Source organism: Streptomyces sp. NPDC002701 (assembly GCF_042889045.1).
GTDB lineage: Bacteria > Actinomycetota > Actinomycetes > Streptomycetales > Streptomycetaceae > Streptomyces.
Genome location: NZ_JBIAQL010000003.1, coordinates 542,491 through 559,706 on the forward strand (window position 1 = coordinate 542,491; position 17,216 = coordinate 559,706).

Sequence of the window (17,216 nt, forward strand, 5' to 3'; positions counted from 1 at the left end):
AGCGAACGACAGTGCCCCCAGCCCGGACGGCCCCGCGGTGCCCGAGAACTCCGGCTCCTCGCGTACGCCCGTCAAGAGCGAACAGACCCGGGCCCTGATCCTGCGGACGGCGATGCGCCTGTTCCAGGAGCGGGGCTACGAGAAGACGACGATGCGGGCCATCGCCAAGGAGGCCGGGGTCTCCGTCGGCAACGCGTACTACTACTTCGCCGGCAAGGAACACCTGATCCAGGGCTTCTACGACCGGCTCGCCGCCGAGCACCGGGTGGCGGTCCGCGAGGTCCTGGACCAGGAGAAGGACCTGGAGGCGCGGATCGCCGGAGTCCTCAAGACGTGGCTGGACGTGGCGACGCCCTACCACGAGTTCGCGGTGCAGTTCTTCAAGAACGCCGCCGATCCGGACAGCCCGCTCAGCCCGTTCTCCGCCGAGTCGGAGCACGCGCGCGTGGAGGCCATCGACGTCTGCCGCGAGGTGCTCAGCGGTTCGAAGGCGAAGGTGCCCGAGGAACTGCGGGAGGTGCTGCCCGAACTGCTGTGGCTCTCCCAGATGGGCCTGGTCCTGTACTGGATCTTCGACCGGACCGAGGGCCGCGAGCGCAGCTACCGCCTCGCCGAGCGCGGCGCCCGCCTCACCTCGCTCGGGGTCTCACTGGCCCGCTTCCGTGTGCTGCGGCCCCTGGTCCGCGAGGTGCACGAACTGTTCACGGACTTCCTGCCGGGGATGACGAACGCGCTGCCCGACCCCGCAAAGAAGCCGACCGGATCGACCACCTAGCGGCTGTCCGGCGCGCGGGGCCTGCCGGACAGGCCCCGCGCGCACGGTCAGTTCACCGCGTCCATCTCGTCCTCCGCCAGCTCCACGTCGTACACCAGCGGCTCCGCGTCGACCAGCACGTGACGGGCCCTGGACGGGTGGTCCGCGGCCGTCACGGCCAGCAGGTACGAGCCCGGCGACGGCACCGAGACGATGTACGAGCCGTCGGCCAGCGACGTCACCCGGTCGAGCTGCCGGCCGCCCTTGGAGAGCAGGGTCAGCGCGGCGCCCTCGACGGGCGCGCCGTCCGGGGTGCGGACGAAGCCGTGGATCACGGTGGAACCGCCTGCGGCGGCGGGCACGCGCGCGGGGGGCTCGGCGGTCTCCTCCTCGCGGGGTTCCACCGCCAGATGCGGCAGCCGCTTCTCCATCCCGGCGGGCAGCCACCAGTTGGAGTTCCCCAGGAGGTGCATCGCGGCCGGCACCAGGGCCGTACGCAGGATGAACGCGTCCAGCGCGACCGCCGCCGCGAGCCCGATGCCCGCCATCGCGCCCTCCATGTCACCGCTGAGCACGAACGCGGAGAACACGCAGATCATGATCAGGGCCGCGCAGTTGATGACCCGGCTGGTCTCGGCGAGGCCGACCCGGACCGCGCGCGCGTTGTCCTTGGTGTGCACCCACTCCTCGTGCATGCGGCTCACCAGGAACACCTGGTAGTCCATCGAGAGCCCGAAGAGCAGCGACAGCATGATGACCGGCAGGAACGCGGTGATCGGCCCCTCCTTGCCGATGCCGAGGAGCTCCGTGCCCCAGCCCCACTGGAAGATCGCGACGAGCACCCCGAAGGACGCGGCGGCCGCGATCAGGTTCATCACGGCGGCCGTCAGCGGCACCACCAGGGACCGGAAGGCCACCATCAGCAGCAGGAACCCGAGGGTGATGATCGCCGCGACGAAGTAGGGCAGCCGCTCTCCCGTGACGGCTGCGAAGTCCTTGAAGACCGCGGTCACCCCGCCCACATGGGCCTCGGTCCCGGACGCCGGGATCACGTCGTCCCGCAGCCGGTCGATCAGCTGGTCCGTCCGCTCGGACTGCGGTGACGTGGTGGGCACGACCTGGATGACCGTGATGCCCCGGGCGGGCGGCGCGGCGACGACCTGGGCGACCCCGTCGGTCGAGCGGATGGCCGAGACGAGCCCGTCCGCGTCACCGCCGCCCACGACGACCTGCAGCGGGCCGTTGAAGCCGGGCCCGAAGCCCTCGGCCAGCAGGTCGTACGCCTGCCGGGTCGTCGTGGAGTCCTGGTGGTTGCCCTGGTCGGTGGCGCCGAGCCGGATCGACAGGACGGGCAGCGCCAGCACCGTCATGACGAGCAGGGCTCCGGCGGCGATCGACCGCGGCCGCCGCTGCACGTACGCGGACCAGCGGGCGGCGGGACCGCTCGCCTCCTCCGGCTCCGGTCCCGTGGCGGCGAGCCGGCGGCGCTGCCTGCGGCTGAGCACGCGCATGCCGAGCAGCCCGAGGAGCGCGGGCAGCAGGGTGACCGCCGCCAGCACGCTCAGCACGACCGTCAGCGAGGTCGCGACGACCACACCGTCCAGGAAGCGCATGTTCATCACCAGCATCCCCGCGAGCGCGATGCAGACGGTGCCGCCGGCGAACAGCACGGCCCGGCCCGAGGTGTTGAGGGCCGTGACGGCGGACTCCTCGGGTTCCATGCCGCGCAGGATGCCCCGGCGGTGCCGCGTCACGATGAACAGGGCGTAGTCGATGCCGACCCCGAGGCCGATCAGGGAGCCCAGCAGCGGCGCCACTTCGGGGACGTCGGTGACGTGGCTGAGCAGCGAGGTCGCCATCATGCCGGTGCCGAGGGCCGCGATCGCGACGACCAGGGGCAGCAGCATCGCGAAGACCGACCCGAAGGCGAGGAAGAGGACGACCGCGGCGGCCAGGATGCCGACCATCTCGGCGAGACCGGTGGGCGGTTCCTGGGTCCGGGTGATCGCCTGACCGCCCAGCTCCACCTGGAGCCCGGCGCGTTCGGCACCCTGCGCCGTGTCGACGACGTCCTCCACGAGGGCCTTCGGCACCCCGTTGGCCTGCTCGGTGAAGGTGACCTGGGCGTACGCGATCCGCCCGTTCTCGCTGATCTGCGCGGCCCCCTCGGCGGCGTACGGGCTGCTGACGTCGCCGACGCCCTTCATCCGGCCGATCTCCTGGAGCGCGGGCTCGATCCGGGAGCGTACGGACGCGTCGCGTGCCGTGCCCTCGTCGACCTTCCACACCACCGTGTCGGTGTCGCCCGACCGCTCCGGGAAAGCCTTCTCCATCAGGTCGTACGCGCGCGTGGAGTCCGTGTTCGGAAGGGTGAAGGTGTCCGCGTAGTTCGTGCCCGCGGCGGAGCCCGCGAAGCCCAGCCCCAACAACGCCCCCACCCACAGGAACAGGACCACCAGCCGGTGCCGATAGCACCACCGTGCCAATGTCGTCACGCCTCAACGCCCCTTACTCGTCCGTCGGTCATCGGTCGGTCCCCCAGGTCCTGCGGCTCAGCATCGGGGGCACCGCGCGCCGCTGGACATGTCCCGGCCATGACTCACAAGGAACTCCAAAGGGAGAGCCGGCCCCGTTGTCGGTGCCCGCGCCGATACTGGGGACATGACCGCTCACGAGGGGGCGACCGTGCTGGTCGTCGAGGACGAGCCGAGCATCGCGGACGTCCTGGCCATCGCCCTGCGCTACCACCGCTTCGAGGTGATGACGGCCGGCACCGTCCGCGAGGCGCTGACGATGGCCGAACGCACCCGCCCGGACGCCGCGCTCCTCGACGTGATGCTCCCGGACGGCGACGGCCGGGCCCTGGGCCGCGAACTGCGCACCAGACAGCCCGACCTGGCCCTGGTGTTCCTCACCGCGCGGGACGCGCCCACGGAGATCGTCGGCGCGCTCGCCTTCGGGGACGACTACATCACCAAGCCGTTCAACATCGACGAGGTGATAGCCCGCATCACCGCCGTCCTGCGCCGCACCCGCCCGGCCGACGTCCTGCCCGAGCGGCCACCGCTGCGCTACGGCGACCTGGAGCTGGACGAGACGACGTACTCGGTGCACCGCGCGGGCCGCACCGTGGAGCTCACCCCCACCGAGTACGCCCTGCTGCGTTTCCTCGTGCGCAACGGCGGGCGGATCGTGCCCAAGGAGCAGCTCCTGCGGCACGTCTGGCAGTACGAGCACCCGGCGGAGTCGACCGTCGTCGAGACGTACATCAGCTATCTGCGGCGCAAGCTCGACGCCCTCGGCGCCCCGGTGATCACGACCCGGCGGGGCGTCGGATACGGGCTCGCATGATCCTCCGGCACCGCCACGGCCACGGCCTCCACTCGCTGCGCGGCAAGCTGACCCTGGCCAACGTGGCGCTGCTGGCGCTCGGCATCGTCATGGCGACGGCGGTGAGCCTGATGGGCATGCGGTACTACCTGCTCGACCAGATCGACTCCGAACTGCTCGCGATGCGGGACTCGCTGGGGAGTACGCAGCTGACCGCGCGGCAGATCGACTCGCTGAGCGCGCTGGCCTTCGTCCGCGACGGGAAGATACCGGAGGCGCAGGTCCCGCCGAACGCGGACTCCCTCTTCGCGGTGGTCGACCCGCGGGGAGAACCGCTCACCCTCGGCACCTTCGAACCGACCCCGAACCAGCGCGCGCTCGCCGCCGCGGTGGACGACCCGCGGGCGCTCACCGGTGACGCGGAGCCGCTCGACGTGACGGTGGACGGCGCTCCGTTCCGGGTCATCGGTGTCCCCCTGACCGACGGGACCGTCATCCTGGTCGCCGGTTCGACCGACGCGCTGCACAAGGGCATGGCGAAGGCCCTCAAGCTCGATCTGTTCTTCGGGGTCCTGCTGCTGTTGCTGCTCGCCGTGCTGACGATGCTCAGTGTGCGGCGCCGGCTGCGGCCTCTGGAGGACATGGTGGAGACGTCGTCGGCGATCGCCGAGGGGGACCTGGCCCGGCGGGTGCCCTCCAGCCACCATCCGACCCAGGAGGTCGAGCAGTTGCGGCTGGCCCTCAACTCGATGCTCCAGCAGGTCGAGTCGGCGTACCGCACCCGCGAGCGGAGCGCCGCCCAGCTGCGCCGGTTCGTCGCGGACGCCTCGCACGAACTGCGCACACCGCTGTCGGCGATACGCGGCTACCTCCAGCTGTACGACAAGGGCATGCTGCGTGAGCCCGCCGAGCGCAAGCGTGCCTGGGACCGGATGACCGGGGAGGCCGACCGCATGGCCCGCCTGGTCGACGAACTGCTCACCCTGGCCCGGCTCGACCAGCGGCCCGAACTGCGGTTCAGGAACGTCGACCTGAGCCGTCTGGTGCGCGACGCGGCGGAGGATCTGCGGGCCCAGCAGCCCGGCCGGCCGGTGACGGTGAGCGCCGAGGGGGCGCTCCTCGTCCGGGCCGACGAGTCGGGTCTGCGGCAGGTCCTGGGCAACCTCGTGGCGAACGTGCGCACGCACACGCCGCCCGACGTCCCGGTCTCCCTCGGTCTGTCGCGGGCCGACGGGGTCGTGCGGCTCTGTGTCCGCGACCGGGGGCCGGGGCTGGCCGAGGAGGATGCCGCGCGCATCTTCGACCGGTTCTTCCGGGCGGGCGGGGGTGCGGGGAGCGGGCTGGGCATGGCCATCGTCCAGGGGGTGGCGGTGGCTCACGGGGGTGATGTGACGGTCCGGACGGCGCCGGGTGAAGGGCTGGCGGTGACGGTCACGCTGCCCGCGGAGGCGTGCCCCGCGTGAGGGGTGGGTTTTTTTGGGGGGGTGGGTGCGTTGTGTGGTGCCGGCCGGTGGGGGCTGGTCGCGCAGTTCCCCGCGCCCCCTGAAGGCGCCTGCGGCGCCCATCAGGGGGCGCCCTCTCAGGAGGCGCCCTCTCAGGAGCCCGGGGCCCAAGAACCCGGGTCCTACCGAGCAGCCGGTGCCGGAACCAGCGCCCAGATCGTCTTGCCGTGTCGGCCCCGGCTCCAGACCCCCCACGCGGTCGTGAGGCTCTCCACCAGCCGCAGCCCCCGGCCGGACTCCTCCTCGTGCTCGTCCACCGTCCGCAGCCGGGGCTGCACGGGACTCTCGTCGGAGACCTCTATGAGGCAGGACCCGTCCGCGAGCGTGGTCACCGCGACCTCGAACTCCCGTTCCAGCATCGGCGCGTGCCGTACGGCGTTCGTCGCCAGTTCGGACACCAGCAGCAGCACGTCCTCGAACGCCTGCTCGCCCGCGCTGTGTCCCCAGTCCGACAGATGGTCACGCACCCGGCGCCGCGCGAGGCCGACCGAAGCGGGATGCCGCGGCAGCCGGAACGAGTTGCGTCTCAACACGTTTGCTCCTCACCCCGCGCACGCCTCCGTCACATCATGCTGCGTGAGGCGGGCCCGGCGCGTCACGCGCGCAATTGCAACCCCGCGTGAACGCGTCAGGCCGTCGGCGCCCTGCGCCCGGCGGGGCTCCACAAGCGGAGGAGCCGGTGCCGCCCCGCGGATACCGCCCACCACCGCGTCCTCCCTGCTCGGCGTGCCGTTCGCGGGCCGGCGCGCCGGGGCCGGCGGGGTCTTCCGCGACGACCGTGTCCCGCGTCGTGTGAAAGTCCCCCGCCCTGGGGTCGCGGCCGGGGCGCCGCCGACTGTCCGGAACCCGATGGTCGGCGGGGTCGGCGGCACGCCGGACACCGGCCGGGCGAGCGGTCGCCCCGCGCTCAGCTCTGCTTGGAGGCCAGCTCAATGACGGTGATGTCGGACGGCGCCCCCACCCGGGTGGGCGGGCCCCAGGCACCGGCGCCCCGGGACACGTACAACTGGGTGTCCCCGTAGCGTTCCAGGCCGGCGAGGGTCGGGTTGGCGAGGTCCGCGACGAGGTTGCCGGGCCACAGCTGCCCTCCGTGGGTGTGCCCGGAGAGCTGGAGGTCCACCCCGTGGTCCACGGCGTCGTGGATCTGCACCGGCTGGTGCGCGAGCAGCACACACGCGCGGGCACGGTCCCGGTCCCCGAGGGCCTTGGCGAAGTCGGGCCCCTGCCCCTCCTCCTCACCGGCCACGTCGTTGACGCCGGCGAGATCGAAGTCGGCGAGCTCGGTGCGGGCGTTCTCCAGCGGCCGCAGCCCCAGTTCGCGTACGCGCGCGACCCACTCCTCGGCGCCGGAGAAGTACTCGTGGTTCCCCGTCACGAAGAACGACCCGTGCCGGGCGCGCAGCTGGGCGAGCGGCGCGGCGGCGGGCCCGAGGTCCTTCACGCTGCCGTCCACGAGGTCGCCGACGACCGCGATCAGGTCCGGCTGCGTCGAGTTGATCGTGTCGACGACCTTCTGGGCGAATCCGCGCCCGAGCACCGGCCCGAGGTGTATGTCGCTGACGACGGCGATCCGGTATCCGTGGGCGGAGCGCGGCAGTTTGGCCAGGGGCACGGTGACCCGCTTCACCTCGGGCCCGCTCAGGACGCCGTACGTGCCGTACCCGACGGTGCCCACGGCGGCGGCCGCGGCGGCACCGCCCACGACGCGCGAGACGAAGAGACGGCGAGAGGGCCCGGCGAGCGCGGGGGCGGGCACCGGTACGGTCCCGGGCTGCTCGGCCCCGGAGTCGGGCTCGGCCCCGGCGGGACGCGTGGCCTCCGAGGCACGCGTGGTCTCGGAGGGCTGTTCGGCCTCCCGGGTGGGCGCGCCCGCCGGTATGGGCTCGGCCTCGCGCACCTCGGGCACCTCGGCCGTGGGCGCCTGACGCCGTTCCAGCACCCTGAGCAGCAGCGGTCGTACGACCTCGCCGACGAGCAGCGCCAGCAGGAGGTAGAGCGACAGCGCCATCCACAGGAAACCGGGCCAGGCCAGCACCTGCTGCAGCCAGAACGGCGCGCCCGTCCGCTCGGAGGTGATCGCCGCGAACATCAGCAGCGGCCCGGCCACGAAGGCGACCGTGCCGACCCGCCTGGAGACCCCCGGCCCCGCCGTCGTGTCGCGCACCAGCCGACGCCACACGTACCAGAGCAGTCCGCCGAACACGGCCAGGACCAGGACCAGGAACACGATGACCACGCGGCGACTCTCCCGTTATGCCTTGGTGCGTTGAGACGTCATGACGACGGTGTGTGGCGCAGGGCCCGGACACCGCGCAACCCGATGCCCCCGACGACCGTCCCCAAGACAAAGGAGACAACGGCGAGCGTCAGGTGCACCCAGAAGTACCCCGTCGGATCGCCCGCGTCGTCGAAGGCGAGCCCGCTGCCGTCCTTCCACAGGTTCTTGACGAAAGTGATCCAGATGACCCAGCTCCACACTCCGAAGGCGAGCAGGAACCAGGAGACGGGACGGCTGAGCTTCATGGGTTCAGTATCGCCGCCCCCGAACGGCGCCGGCGCCCGGGGTGGGGAGGACCGCGGCGGACCGCACGGTGGCGGAAAAGCCTCTGCCGGCAGGCTTCTCGGCGAGGAGGCCCACGCGACTTCCCGGGCGACGCCCTGTACGTTCTCGACCGTGCCCGCCATGAAAAAGACCGCCAAGTCCTCCTTGCTGGTCACCTCCGCCACCCTGTTGTCGTTCTCGCTCGCGCTCTCGGTGACCGCCACCGCGCCCGCCGCCGCGGCCGACAAGCCGTCACCGACCCCCTCGGCGACCCCGTCCACCTCGACGTCACCGTCCGGCTCGGCCGCACCGTCCGGCTCGCCGTCGGCGTCGGCCTCGCCGTCGGGCAGCGCGTCGAACAGCGAGTGGGCCACGCCGCCGAAGGGCATGTCGACCGTGGGCGGCGCCCAGCTCGGCCGGCCCGGGACGCAGGCGAACCTCGGCACCGGCGCGCCGGTCCTCCCGAAGGATCTGAGCGCCCGCTCCTGGGTCGTCGCGGACGCCGAGTCCGGCGACGTCCTGGCCTCGCACAACGCGCACTGGAAACTGCCTCCGGCGAGCACCCTGAAGATGCTGTTCGCCGACACCCTGCTGCCCAGGTTCCCGAAGACGCAGAAGCACAAGGTCGCGTCGTCCGACCTGGCGGGCATCGGATCGGGCTCCAGCATGGTGGGCATCAAGGAGGACGAGACGTACACGGTCCACGACCTGTGGCTCGGTGTCTTCCTTCGCTCGGGCAACGACGCCGTGCATGTCCTGTCCGCCATGAACGGGGGTGTCGACCGGACCGTGAAGGACATGAACGCGCGGGCCGCGGAACTCCAGGCGCTCGACACGAACGTGGTCAGCCCGGACGGCTACGACGAGAAGCGCCAGGTGTCGTCGGCGTACGACCTGACCCTGATCGCCCGCTCCGGCCTGCAGAACAAGGACTTCCGGGAGTACTGCTCGACGGTCCGCGCCAAGTTCCCCGGCGAGACGAAGAAGAACAAGAAGGGCCGGACGAGCCGGAAGTCCTTCGAGATCCAGAACACCAACCGGCTGCTCACCGGCGACTACGGACTCGACGCCTACCAGGGCATCGCGGGTGTGAAGAACGGCAACACCACGAACGCGGGCGCGACCTTCACCGGCGTCGCCGAGCGCGACGGCAAGGTGCTGCTCGTCACGGTCATGAACCCGGAGAAGGAGGAGCGCGACGAGGTCTACAAGGAGACCGCCAAGCTCCTCGACTGGGGCTTCCAGGCGTCGGGCAAGGTCACCCCGGTCGGCGAACTGGTGCCGCCGAGGAGCGCGGACACGAGCGCGCAGCCGGGCGGCAGCGCCTCCGGCGAGGCGGGCGGTTCGGGCGACGGCGCGCCCTCCTCGAAGCCTGTCTCGGCGTCGGCCCAGGCGGACGGTTCGAGCGGTGCCGGCGTGGCCCTGGCGATCGCCGGCGGCGTCCTCGTGCTCCTCGCCGCCGGTGTCTTCGTGATCAACCGCCGCTGGCCGCTGCCGGAACTGATGCGCCGCCGCCACTGACGTCCGCGCCGTCGTCCGCCGCCGCCGGCTCGGCCGTCTCCTTGTGCGGCGTCGCCGTCCAGGCGGCGCAGAAGAGCAGCAGCTTCGACGTGAAGTTGATCCACAGCAGCAGGGCGATGGGCACGCCGAACGCCCCGTACATGCTCTTCGACGCGACTCCCTGGATGTAGCCGCTGAGCAGCAGTTTCAGCAGCTCGAACCCGGCGGCGCCGATCAGCGCGGCGACGACGAGGCGGCGCCGCTCCGGCTGGACGCCGGGGAGCAGTGTCAGGAGGTACAGGAGCAGCAGGAAGTCGGCGAGGACGGCCACGCCGAAGGCTGCCGTCCGCAGCAGCACCCCGCCCCAGCCGCCCTCCTCGATGCCGAGGTGCCGGGTCGTCCAGCCCACCGCGGTCGACGCGAGGGTGGAGGCGGCGATCGTGACGAGCGCGGCTCCGCCGAGACCGAGGAGCACGCCCGCGTCCTTGAGCTTGCCGAGGAACGGGTTGTCGTCCTCGTCCGGCAGTTCCCAGACCGCGCGCAGGCACTCGCGCATCGAGCCGACCCAGCCGATGCCGGTGAACAGCAGCAGCGCGCCCGCGATGAGTCCGACCGTGCCGGCGTTGTCGACGAGGGCGCCGATGTCGAGCTGGTCGGCGATGCCCGGCACCTGCTCGGCGATCTGGTCCTCGAGCGTCCGCACCCCCTTCTCGTCGAGGGTCGCGGCGGTGATCGTGGCGGCCACCGTGATCAGCGGAAACAGCGCGACGAAGCTGATGAAGGTCATCGCCGCGGCGAGCCGCGTCCACTTCACGCGGTCCAGGCGTTCGTACGAGCGCCAGGCGTGTGTGGCCATCAGCCGGGTGAACCACGGGCCCACGCCGGGGAGCTTTTTCAGCCAGTCCATGATCCGACTCTGCCCTCCCCTCGGAATACCCATGTCCGGGTACCCCAGAAGCGCAGGACCGTAGCCAGCGCCATGCCGATTCCCGCGCCCGACACGGTGTCCGCGCGCGGGGAGGTGAACCCGAGGCCGTAGTGGCTGACGAGGATGCACAGCAACTGGACCAGGGCGCCCGCGACGTTCACCCCGAAGAAGATCCCGTACTGGCGCAGCCCGCTGCTGGTGTGCCGGTACGTGCCGAGCGCGTTGCCCGCGTACGCGACCGAGCAGCCCGCCACGAACGACAGGGCCTTGGCGGTCAGCGGGTCCAGGCCGGCGGGGCCGCGCAGCCAGAGGAAGAGGGCGAGGTCGGCGGCGTACGCCAGGAGTCCGGCGGCGGCGAACCCGAGCAGTTCCCGCGGCTGCGGCCGGCGCGCGCGCCGCTTCCCCGCTCGCCGCGCCCGGTTCGCCAGTCCCCGGCCCACCGGTCCCGGGCTCACCAGTCGACCACCGCGAGGCCGTACATCGCGAGCCACGCCACGCCGATCAGGGCGAGCGCGCGGTCGCGCAGCACCACGTCCTCGGGTTCGCCCGCGGTGCCCCGGTCCGCGAAGACCGCGTACCGCAGGACGGCGAGGATGAAGGCGACCATCGACAGCTGCCGCCAGGGCAGCACGCTGGTGTGCGGGACGCCGCCCTCCTCCAGCGCCCACAGGCAGTAGCCGAGCACGGCGACCCCGGCCGCGAGCTGCCAGACGAAGCGCAGGTAGCCGGTGGTGTACTCGGTGAGCAGCGCGCGCGTGGCACCCGATGTCCCGGCCATCTGGACGGCCTCGGAGTAGCGCTTGGCGGACACCATGAACAGCGCGCCGAAGCCGGTCGTGATCAGGAACCAGCGCGACAGCGGGATGCCGAGCGCGACCCCGCCGATCATGGCCCGCATCAGGAACCCGGTGGTCACCACGGCGAGGTCGACGACCAGGACGTGCTTGAGGCTCAGGCAGTACGCGAACTGCATGCCCAGATAGGCGGTGAGCAGCGCCGAAGTGAGGGGCGAGCACAGGAAGGCCGCCACGGTCGGGGCGACGACGGCGAGCACGATCCCCGCGCAGTAGGCGACCGGTACGGGCACCTGTCCGGCGGCGACCGGCCGGTGGCGCTTGACCGGGTGCGCGCGGTCGGCGTCGGCGTCCCGCGCGTCGTTGACCAGGTAGACGCTCGCGGCACAGGCCGTGAACAGCACGAAGACCAGCCCGACCTGGATGAGGGCGTGGCGCGAGAAGAGCTCGCCCGCCGCGGCCGGGGCGGCGACGACGAGGACGTTCTTGACCCACTGTTTGGGACGGGCGGTCCTGATGAGCCCCTTCAGGAGGGCACTTTTCCGCGGGGCGGTCTCTTCTTCCCCGTGTGTCCTGTCCAGAAGAGCCGTCTCAGCCATGGTGACGGCCCCCCGTCATCCAGCGGGCGCCGAGCCGGGCCGTCACCGCGCCGAGTGCGGCGCCCGCTGCGACGTCCGAGGGGTAGTGGACGCCGACGACCAGCCGTGACACACACATCGCGGCGGCCAGCGCGGGTACCGCGCGGGCGCCGAGCGCTCCGAAGGCCACGGCGGCGGCCGTCGCGGAGGTGGCGTGCGAGCTGGGGAAGGAGTGCCGGCCCGCGGTGCGGACCAGTGGCTCGACATGGCCGGGACGCGGACGGCGCACGAGCCGTTTCACGCCCATGCTGGCGAGGTGCGCGCCCGCGGTCAGGGCCGTGCCGCGCAGCCAGGCGCCGCGCCGCTCCCGGTCGGCGGCGGCGCCCGCGAGACCCGCCGCGAGCCAGAGCGCACCGTGCTCGCCGGCCAGGGACAGGGCCCGCGCGGCGGCGGCGACCCGCGGTGCGGCGGCGTGGGCATGGAGGGCCGAGAGGATCCGGTGGTCCAGGTCAGGGCGCTCGTCGTGGTGGTCCATGGGGACTCACTGTTCACGCAGACACCACGGGAACTCCGGCAATATTGAGCGACATCCCATTAATCACCCATTTCGGGGAGGAAAGGGATGTTAGAGAACTAATGACGTCTTTTGCTCGATACGGTCACTGGCATGTCTACCGACACGGTTTCCGTCACTGGGTGGGGCCGCACCGCTCCCACCACCGCCCGCCTGGTGCGCCCCCGCTCGTACGAGGAGGCCGTCGCGGCCGTCCGGGAGTGCGGGGCCCGCGGGGGCATCGCACGGGGCCTGGGACGGGCCTACGGGGACGCGGCGCAGAACGCGGGCGGGGCCGTGTTCGACATGACGGGCCTGGACCGGATCCACGCGATCGACGCGGACGGCGGGACGGTGCTGTGCGGCGCCGGTGTCTCACTGCACCGCCTCATGGAGGTCCTGCTGCCGCTGGGCTGGTTCGTGCCGGTGACACCCGGGACCCGCTATGTGACGGTCGGCGGCGCGATCGGCGCGGACATCCACGGCAAGAACCACCACGTGTCGGGCTCGTTCGCCCGGCACGTCCTGTCGTTCGAGCTGCTGACCGCGGACGGCGAGATCCGTACGGTGCACCGGGGCACGCCCCTCTTCGACGCCACGGCGGGCGGCCTGGGCCTGACCGGCGTCATCCTGACGGCCACCGTCCGGCTGCAGAGCGTCGATACGTCGTTGATGTCCGTCGACACCGAGCGCGCCACGGACCTGGACGACCTGATGGCCCGCCTCACCGCCACCGACCACCGGTACCGCTACTCGGTCGCCTGGATCGACCTGCTGGCCCGCGGCGCGTCCATGGGGCGCTCGGTGCTGACCCGCGGCGACCACGCCCCCCTGGAGGCGCTGGCGGACGCCGCACGCGCGCGCAGGGCCCCGCTGGAGTTCCGTCCCGGACGCCTGCCCGCCGCTCCCTCCTTCGTCCCCGAGGGCCTGCTCGGCCGTACGACGGTCGGCCTCTTCAACGAGTTCTGGTACCGGAAGGCACCCCGCGCGCGGATGGGTGAACTCCAGCGGATGTCCACGTTCTTCCACCCGCTGGACGGCGTGCCGCACTGGAACCGCGTCTACGGGCGCGGCGGTTTCGTGCAGTACCAGTTCGTCGTCGGACACGGCCGTGAAGAGGCCGTACGCGGGATCGTGCACCGCATCTCGCAGCGGCGCTGCCCCTCCTTCCTCGCCGTCCTCAAGCGGTTCGGCGAGGGCGACCCGGGCTGGCTGTCCTTCCCCATGCCCGGCTGGACCCTCGCCCTGGACATCCCGGCAAACCTGCCGGGGCTCGGCGCCTTCCTCGACGAGCTGGACGAGGAGGTGGCGGCGGCCGGTGGCCGGGTCTACCTCGCCAAGGATTCCCGGCTGCGGCCCGAGCTGCTCGCGGCGATGTACCCCCGGCTCGGCGAGTTCCGGGCGCTGCGCGAGGAGCTCGACCCGCGGTCCGTCTTCACCTCCGACCTGTCCCGCCGCCTCGGCCTCTGACCGGAGCCGCCCGCCCGGCCCGCCCCACCTCCCATAGGAGTTCCGTTCATGAAGGACGCCTTCGGCATCCCCCAGTCCCTGCTCGTCCTCGGCGGCACGTCCGAGATCGCGCTCGCCACCGCCCGGCGGCTGATCACCCGCCGCACCCGTACGGTGTGGCTCGCGGGCCGCCCCTCGCCCGGCCTGGAAGAAGCCGCCGCCGGGCTGCGCGAGCTCGGCGCGGACGTCCGTACCGTCGGCTTCGACGCGCTCGACCCCGACGCCCACGAGGCGGTGCTCGGCAAGGTCTTCGCCGAGGGCGACATCGACATGGTCCTGCTCGCGTTCGGCGTCCTGGGCGACCAGTCGCGCGACGAGAACGAGCCGGGCGCCGCGGTCCGGGTCGCGCAGACCAACTACACGGGCGCCGTGTCGTCCGGCCTGGTGTGCGCCCAGGCGCTCCAGACGCAGGGGCACGGTTCCCTGGTGGTGCTCTCCTCGGTGGCGGGCGAGCGGGCCCGCCGCGCGAACTTCATCTACGGGTCGAGCAAGGCGGGCCTCGACGCGTTCACCCAGGGCCTGGGCGACGCGCTGTACGGCACGGGCGTCCATGTGATGGTCGTACGCCCCGGGTTCGTCCGGTCGAGGATGACGGCGGGCATGGACGAGGCCCCGCTCGCGACGACGCCCGAGGCGGTGGCCACGGCCATCGAGACGGGCCTGCGCCGCCGCTCCGAGACGGTGTGGGTGCCGGGGGCGCTCCGGGTGGTCATGTCGGCCCTGCGGCACCTGCCACGGGGCCTGTTCCGCAGGCTGCCCCTGTAGGCGCGCCGCACCGTGCCCGCCTCTGTTCCCCGACCTGTCCGGTCAGCAGGCCGGAAGCGGGCGACCTGTCCGGTTCAGCACGCCGGAAGCGGGCCCCGCTGTACGTGGGAGGCTTGCGGCGGCACGACCGTGCCACCGAAGACGTAGTCACGGAGCCTGCGCCACACGCCGTCGGTCCCCTGCTCGTAGAGCGCGAAGCCCGTGCACGGCCACTGCGCCTCGTAGTCCGCCAGCTCCTCGAAGGCACGGTCCATCGCCTCGTCGTCGATGCCGTGCGCCACCGTCACATGCGGGTGGTAGGGGAACTGCAGCTCGCGCGCCACGGGCCCGGAGGCGTCCCGGACCTCCTTCTGCAGCCAGGTGCACGCCTCGGCACCCTCGACCACCTGGACGAACACGACGGGGGACAGCGGACGAAACGTTCCCGTCCCGCTCAGCCGCATGGAGAAGGGCCGGCCCGCCGCCGCGACCTCGACGAGATGCGCCTCGATCGCGGGCAGTGCCGACCGGTCGACCTCGGTCGGCGGCAGCAGTGTGACGTGGGTGGGAATGCCGGAAGCCGCGGGGTCACCGAAGCCCGCGCGCCGCTCCTGGAGCAGGCTGCCGTGAGGCTCCGGGACCGCGATCGACACACCGATCGTTACGGTCCCCACGTCGTCTCCTGTCGTCGTTGTGGCGTTGTGGCGTTGTGGCGTTGCGTCAGTGTGGCGCTGCGTCGGTGTTCCGTTCTGTCGGTGTTCCCGACAGACAGAGGTTGTACCGGCTATCGACTGTACGGCGGCGCGGCCCCATACCGGATGCCATGCCGGTGTTGTCCTGGTCTCGTCCCGGCCGCCGTACGCGCTCCGTACCGGCGGCCGGTGCCCGGCGATCAGTGCTTGGCGGGCAGGAAACCCACCTTTTCGTACGCCTGGGAGAGGGTCTCCGCGGCGACCGCGCGAGCCTTCTCCGCCCCCTTGGCCAGGATCGAGTCGAGCGTCTCCGGGTCGTCCAGGTACTGCTGCGTGCGCTCCCGGAACGGCGTCACGAAGTCGACCATGACCTCCGCCAGGTCGGTCTTCAGCGCACCGTAGCCCTTGCCGACGTACTTCTGCTCCAGTTCCGCGATACCGGTGCCGGTGAGCGTGGAGTAGATGCCCAGCAGGTTGCTGACGCCCGGCTTGTTCGCCACGTCGAACCTGATCACCGTGTCCGTGTCGGTGACCGCGCTCTTCACCTTCTTCGCCGTGGCCTTCGGCTCGTCGAGGAGGTTGATGAGTCCCTTCGGCGTCGATGCCGACTTGCTCATCTTGATCGCCGGGTCCTGCAGATCGAAGATCTTCGCCGTCTCCTTGAGGATGTACGGCTTCGGCACGGTGAACGTCTGCCCGAAGCGGCCGTTGAACCGCTCGGCGAGGTCACGCGTCAGCTCGATGTGCTGACGCTGGTCCTCGCCCACGGGGACCTCGTTGGCCTGATACAGCAGGATGTCCGCGACCTGCAGGATCGGGTACGTGAAGAGGCCGACCGAGGCGCTCTCGGCGCCCTGCCTGGCGGACTTGTCCTTGAACTGGGTCATGCGGGACGCCTCGCCGAAACCGGTGAGGCAGTTCATGATCCAGGCGAGCTGGGCGTGCTCCGGGACATGGCTCTGGACGAAGAGCGTGCAGCGCTCGGGGTCGAGACCGGCGGCCAGCAGCTGGGCGGCGGCGAGCCTGGTGTTGGCGCGCAGGTCCGCGGGGTCCTGCGGAAGGGTGATCGCGTGCAGGTCCACCACCATGTAGAACGCGTCGTGGGACTCCTGCAGGGCCACCCACTGGCGGACGGCGCCGAGGTAGTTGCCGAGGTGGAACGAGCCTGCGGTGGGCTGGATTCCGGAGAGCACACGGGGACTATCAGAGGCCATGCCCACCATTCTCTCAGGTGTCGGGACCCACTCCGGAACTGGTCGGAAACAGGTGGGAACCGATCCGTCCCCGGCGGTGTAACAAGAGTGTGCGGACGCGGGAGGGGGGCCGCATCGTCGATGAGGCCGCGGTCGTCGCACGTGTACGCGCCGGAGAGCGGGAGGCGTACGCGCTGCTGGTGCGTGCCCATACGGGCCTCGCGCTCAGGGCGGCCGCGGCGCTGGGGGCGGGCGCGGAGGAAGCCGCACAAGGGTCCGCGCCCACGGAGCAGCCCCGCACCGCGGCCACCGCGGCGACCCGCGACGGCACGGACTGGAGGTGGGCGATACCCGGCCTGGTGGCCGGGGCGGTGCCGGCGCCGGGGCTGCGCCCCGTGGTGGTGCTACTGGCGGCGGAACGACTGGCGACGGCGCGGCACCGACCTGGCCGGTGGGGTTGGCCGTGGGGCCGGCCCGGGGAGCGGGAGGCCGGACCCCGGCAGGAGTTGATCGACTCCTGAGGCGGCCGGGACCCCGGGAAGCCCGCTCGGCCCAGGGCACCGGCCGCGCACCGCGACAGCCGGCCACGGCACCGGC

Annotated in this window: 16 protein-coding genes and 1 pseudogene; 7 read left to right on the plus strand and 10 right to left on the minus strand. The window is 72.0% G+C overall.

Going from position 1 to position 17,216, the window contains the following annotated elements:
* The first annotated feature begins 37 nt into the window (after nt 1-37).
* Nucleotides 38-775, plus strand: a complete 738-nt coding sequence (locus ACFYXC_RS10875; protein ID WP_389550015.1) for a TetR family transcriptional regulator — start codon at nt 38-40, stop codon at nt 773-775.
* A 47-nt stretch (nt 776-822) separates the two neighbouring features.
* Here ACFYXC_RS10875 and ACFYXC_RS10880 read toward each other — a convergent pair whose 3' ends face one another.
* Complete coding sequence (locus tag ACFYXC_RS10880) at nt 823-3,240, minus strand: MMPL family transporter (protein WP_389550018.1); 2,418 nt, start codon at nt 3,238-3,240, stop codon at nt 823-825.
* 175 nt (nt 3,241-3,415) lie between these two features.
* Between ACFYXC_RS10880 and ACFYXC_RS10885 the strand changes: the two genes are divergently transcribed.
* On the plus strand, nt 3,416-4,105 hold the full coding sequence (locus ACFYXC_RS10885) for a response regulator transcription factor (RefSeq protein ID WP_388914388.1): 690 nt from the start codon (nt 3,416-3,418) through the stop codon (nt 4,103-4,105).
* The gene (locus tag ACFYXC_RS10890; RefSeq protein ID WP_388914385.1) at nt 4,102-5,547 is read left to right on the plus strand and encodes an ATP-binding protein; all 1,446 of its coding nucleotides are present in this window, start codon (nt 4,102-4,104) and stop codon (nt 5,545-5,547) included. Before ACFYXC_RS10885 ends, ACFYXC_RS10890 begins: the two co-directional genes overlap by 4 nt.
* A 161-nt stretch (nt 5,548-5,708) precedes the next feature.
* Here ACFYXC_RS10890 and ACFYXC_RS10895 read toward each other — a convergent pair whose 3' ends face one another.
* From ACFYXC_RS10895 to ACFYXC_RS10905, 3 genes are all read right to left on the minus strand, one after another.
* Nucleotides 5,709-6,119, minus strand: a complete 411-nt coding sequence (locus tag ACFYXC_RS10895; RefSeq protein WP_389549378.1) for an ATP-binding protein — start codon at nt 6,117-6,119, stop codon at nt 5,709-5,711.
* Between the two features lie 374 nt (nt 6,120-6,493).
* The gene (locus ACFYXC_RS10900) at nt 6,494-7,822 is read right to left on the minus strand and encodes a metallophosphoesterase (RefSeq protein WP_389549381.1); all 1,329 of its coding nucleotides are present in this window, start codon (nt 7,820-7,822) and stop codon (nt 6,494-6,496) included.
* Nucleotides 7,823-7,860: 38 nt separating this feature from the next.
* The gene (locus tag ACFYXC_RS10905; RefSeq protein ID WP_388914376.1) at nt 7,861-8,109 is read right to left on the minus strand and encodes an SCO4848 family membrane protein; all 249 of its coding nucleotides are present in this window, start codon (nt 8,107-8,109) and stop codon (nt 7,861-7,863) included.
* Nucleotides 8,110-8,260: 151 nt separating this feature from the next.
* Here ACFYXC_RS10905 and ACFYXC_RS10910 point away from each other — a divergent pair, with 151 nt between their 5' ends.
* Nucleotides 8,261-9,649, plus strand: a complete 1,389-nt coding sequence (locus ACFYXC_RS10910) for a D-alanyl-D-alanine carboxypeptidase family protein (RefSeq protein WP_389549385.1) — start codon at nt 8,261-8,263, stop codon at nt 9,647-9,649.
* Here the strand turns inward: ACFYXC_RS10910 and ACFYXC_RS10915 are convergent.
* Genes ACFYXC_RS10915 through ACFYXC_RS10930 form a run of 4 tightly spaced genes read right to left on the minus strand, consistent with a single transcriptional unit; the run spans nt 9,603 to nt 12,463 of the window.
* Nucleotides 9,603-10,535 (minus strand): YihY/virulence factor BrkB family protein, encoded by a 933-nt coding sequence (locus tag ACFYXC_RS10915; RefSeq protein WP_388914370.1) that lies wholly within the window; start codon nt 10,533-10,535, stop codon nt 9,603-9,605. The two genes, ACFYXC_RS10910 and ACFYXC_RS10915, sit on opposite strands and share 47 nt — an antisense overlap.
* Nucleotides 10,523-10,984, minus strand: coding sequence for a GtrA family protein (locus ACFYXC_RS10920; protein WP_389550021.1), 462 nt, complete (start codon nt 10,982-10,984; stop codon nt 10,523-10,525). Before ACFYXC_RS10920 ends, ACFYXC_RS10915 begins: the two co-directional genes overlap by 13 nt.
* A 23-nt stretch (nt 10,985-11,007) precedes the next feature.
* Complete coding sequence (locus ACFYXC_RS10925; protein ID WP_389549389.1) at nt 11,008-11,949, minus strand: decaprenyl-phosphate phosphoribosyltransferase; 942 nt, start codon at nt 11,947-11,949, stop codon at nt 11,008-11,010.
* Nucleotides 11,942-12,463, minus strand: a complete 522-nt coding sequence (locus ACFYXC_RS10930; protein WP_389549392.1) for a phosphatase PAP2 family protein — start codon at nt 12,461-12,463, stop codon at nt 11,942-11,944. Before ACFYXC_RS10930 ends, ACFYXC_RS10925 begins: the two co-directional genes overlap by 8 nt.
* Nucleotides 12,464-12,595: 132 nt before the next feature.
* On the opposite strand from ACFYXC_RS10930, the gene ACFYXC_RS10935 reads away from it, so the two are divergent.
* Together ACFYXC_RS10935 and ACFYXC_RS10940 are read left to right on the plus strand one after the other, a co-directional pair.
* The gene (locus ACFYXC_RS10935; protein ID WP_389549395.1) at nt 12,596-13,951 is read left to right on the plus strand and encodes an FAD-binding protein; all 1,356 of its coding nucleotides are present in this window, start codon (nt 12,596-12,598) and stop codon (nt 13,949-13,951) included.
* A gap of 48 nt (nt 13,952-13,999) precedes the next feature.
* Nucleotides 14,000-14,755, plus strand: coding sequence for a decaprenylphospho-beta-D-erythro-pentofuranosid-2-ulose 2-reductase (locus ACFYXC_RS10940; protein WP_388914358.1), 756 nt, complete (start codon nt 14,000-14,002; stop codon nt 14,753-14,755).
* Between the two features lie 74 nt (nt 14,756-14,829).
* Here ACFYXC_RS10940 and ACFYXC_RS10945 read toward each other — a convergent pair whose 3' ends face one another.
* Both ACFYXC_RS10945 and trpS read right to left on the minus strand, forming a co-directional pair.
* Nucleotides 14,830-15,408 (minus strand): 2'-5' RNA ligase family protein, encoded by a 579-nt coding sequence (locus ACFYXC_RS10945; protein WP_388914355.1) that lies wholly within the window; start codon nt 15,406-15,408, stop codon nt 14,830-14,832.
* A 218-nt stretch (nt 15,409-15,626) separates the two neighbouring features.
* Nucleotides 15,627-16,640: a tryptophan--tRNA ligase gene (gene trpS / locus ACFYXC_RS10950; RefSeq protein WP_388914352.1), complete on the minus strand. Its 1,014-nt coding sequence runs from the start codon at nt 16,638-16,640 to the stop codon at nt 15,627-15,629.
* 89 nt (nt 16,641-16,729) lie between these two features.
* Between trpS and ACFYXC_RS10955 the strand changes: the two are divergent.
* Nucleotides 16,730-16,879 (plus strand): annotated as a pseudogene (locus ACFYXC_RS10955) (siderophore-interacting protein); the annotation flags it as partial.
* Between the last annotated feature and the right edge of the window lie 337 nt (nt 16,880-17,216).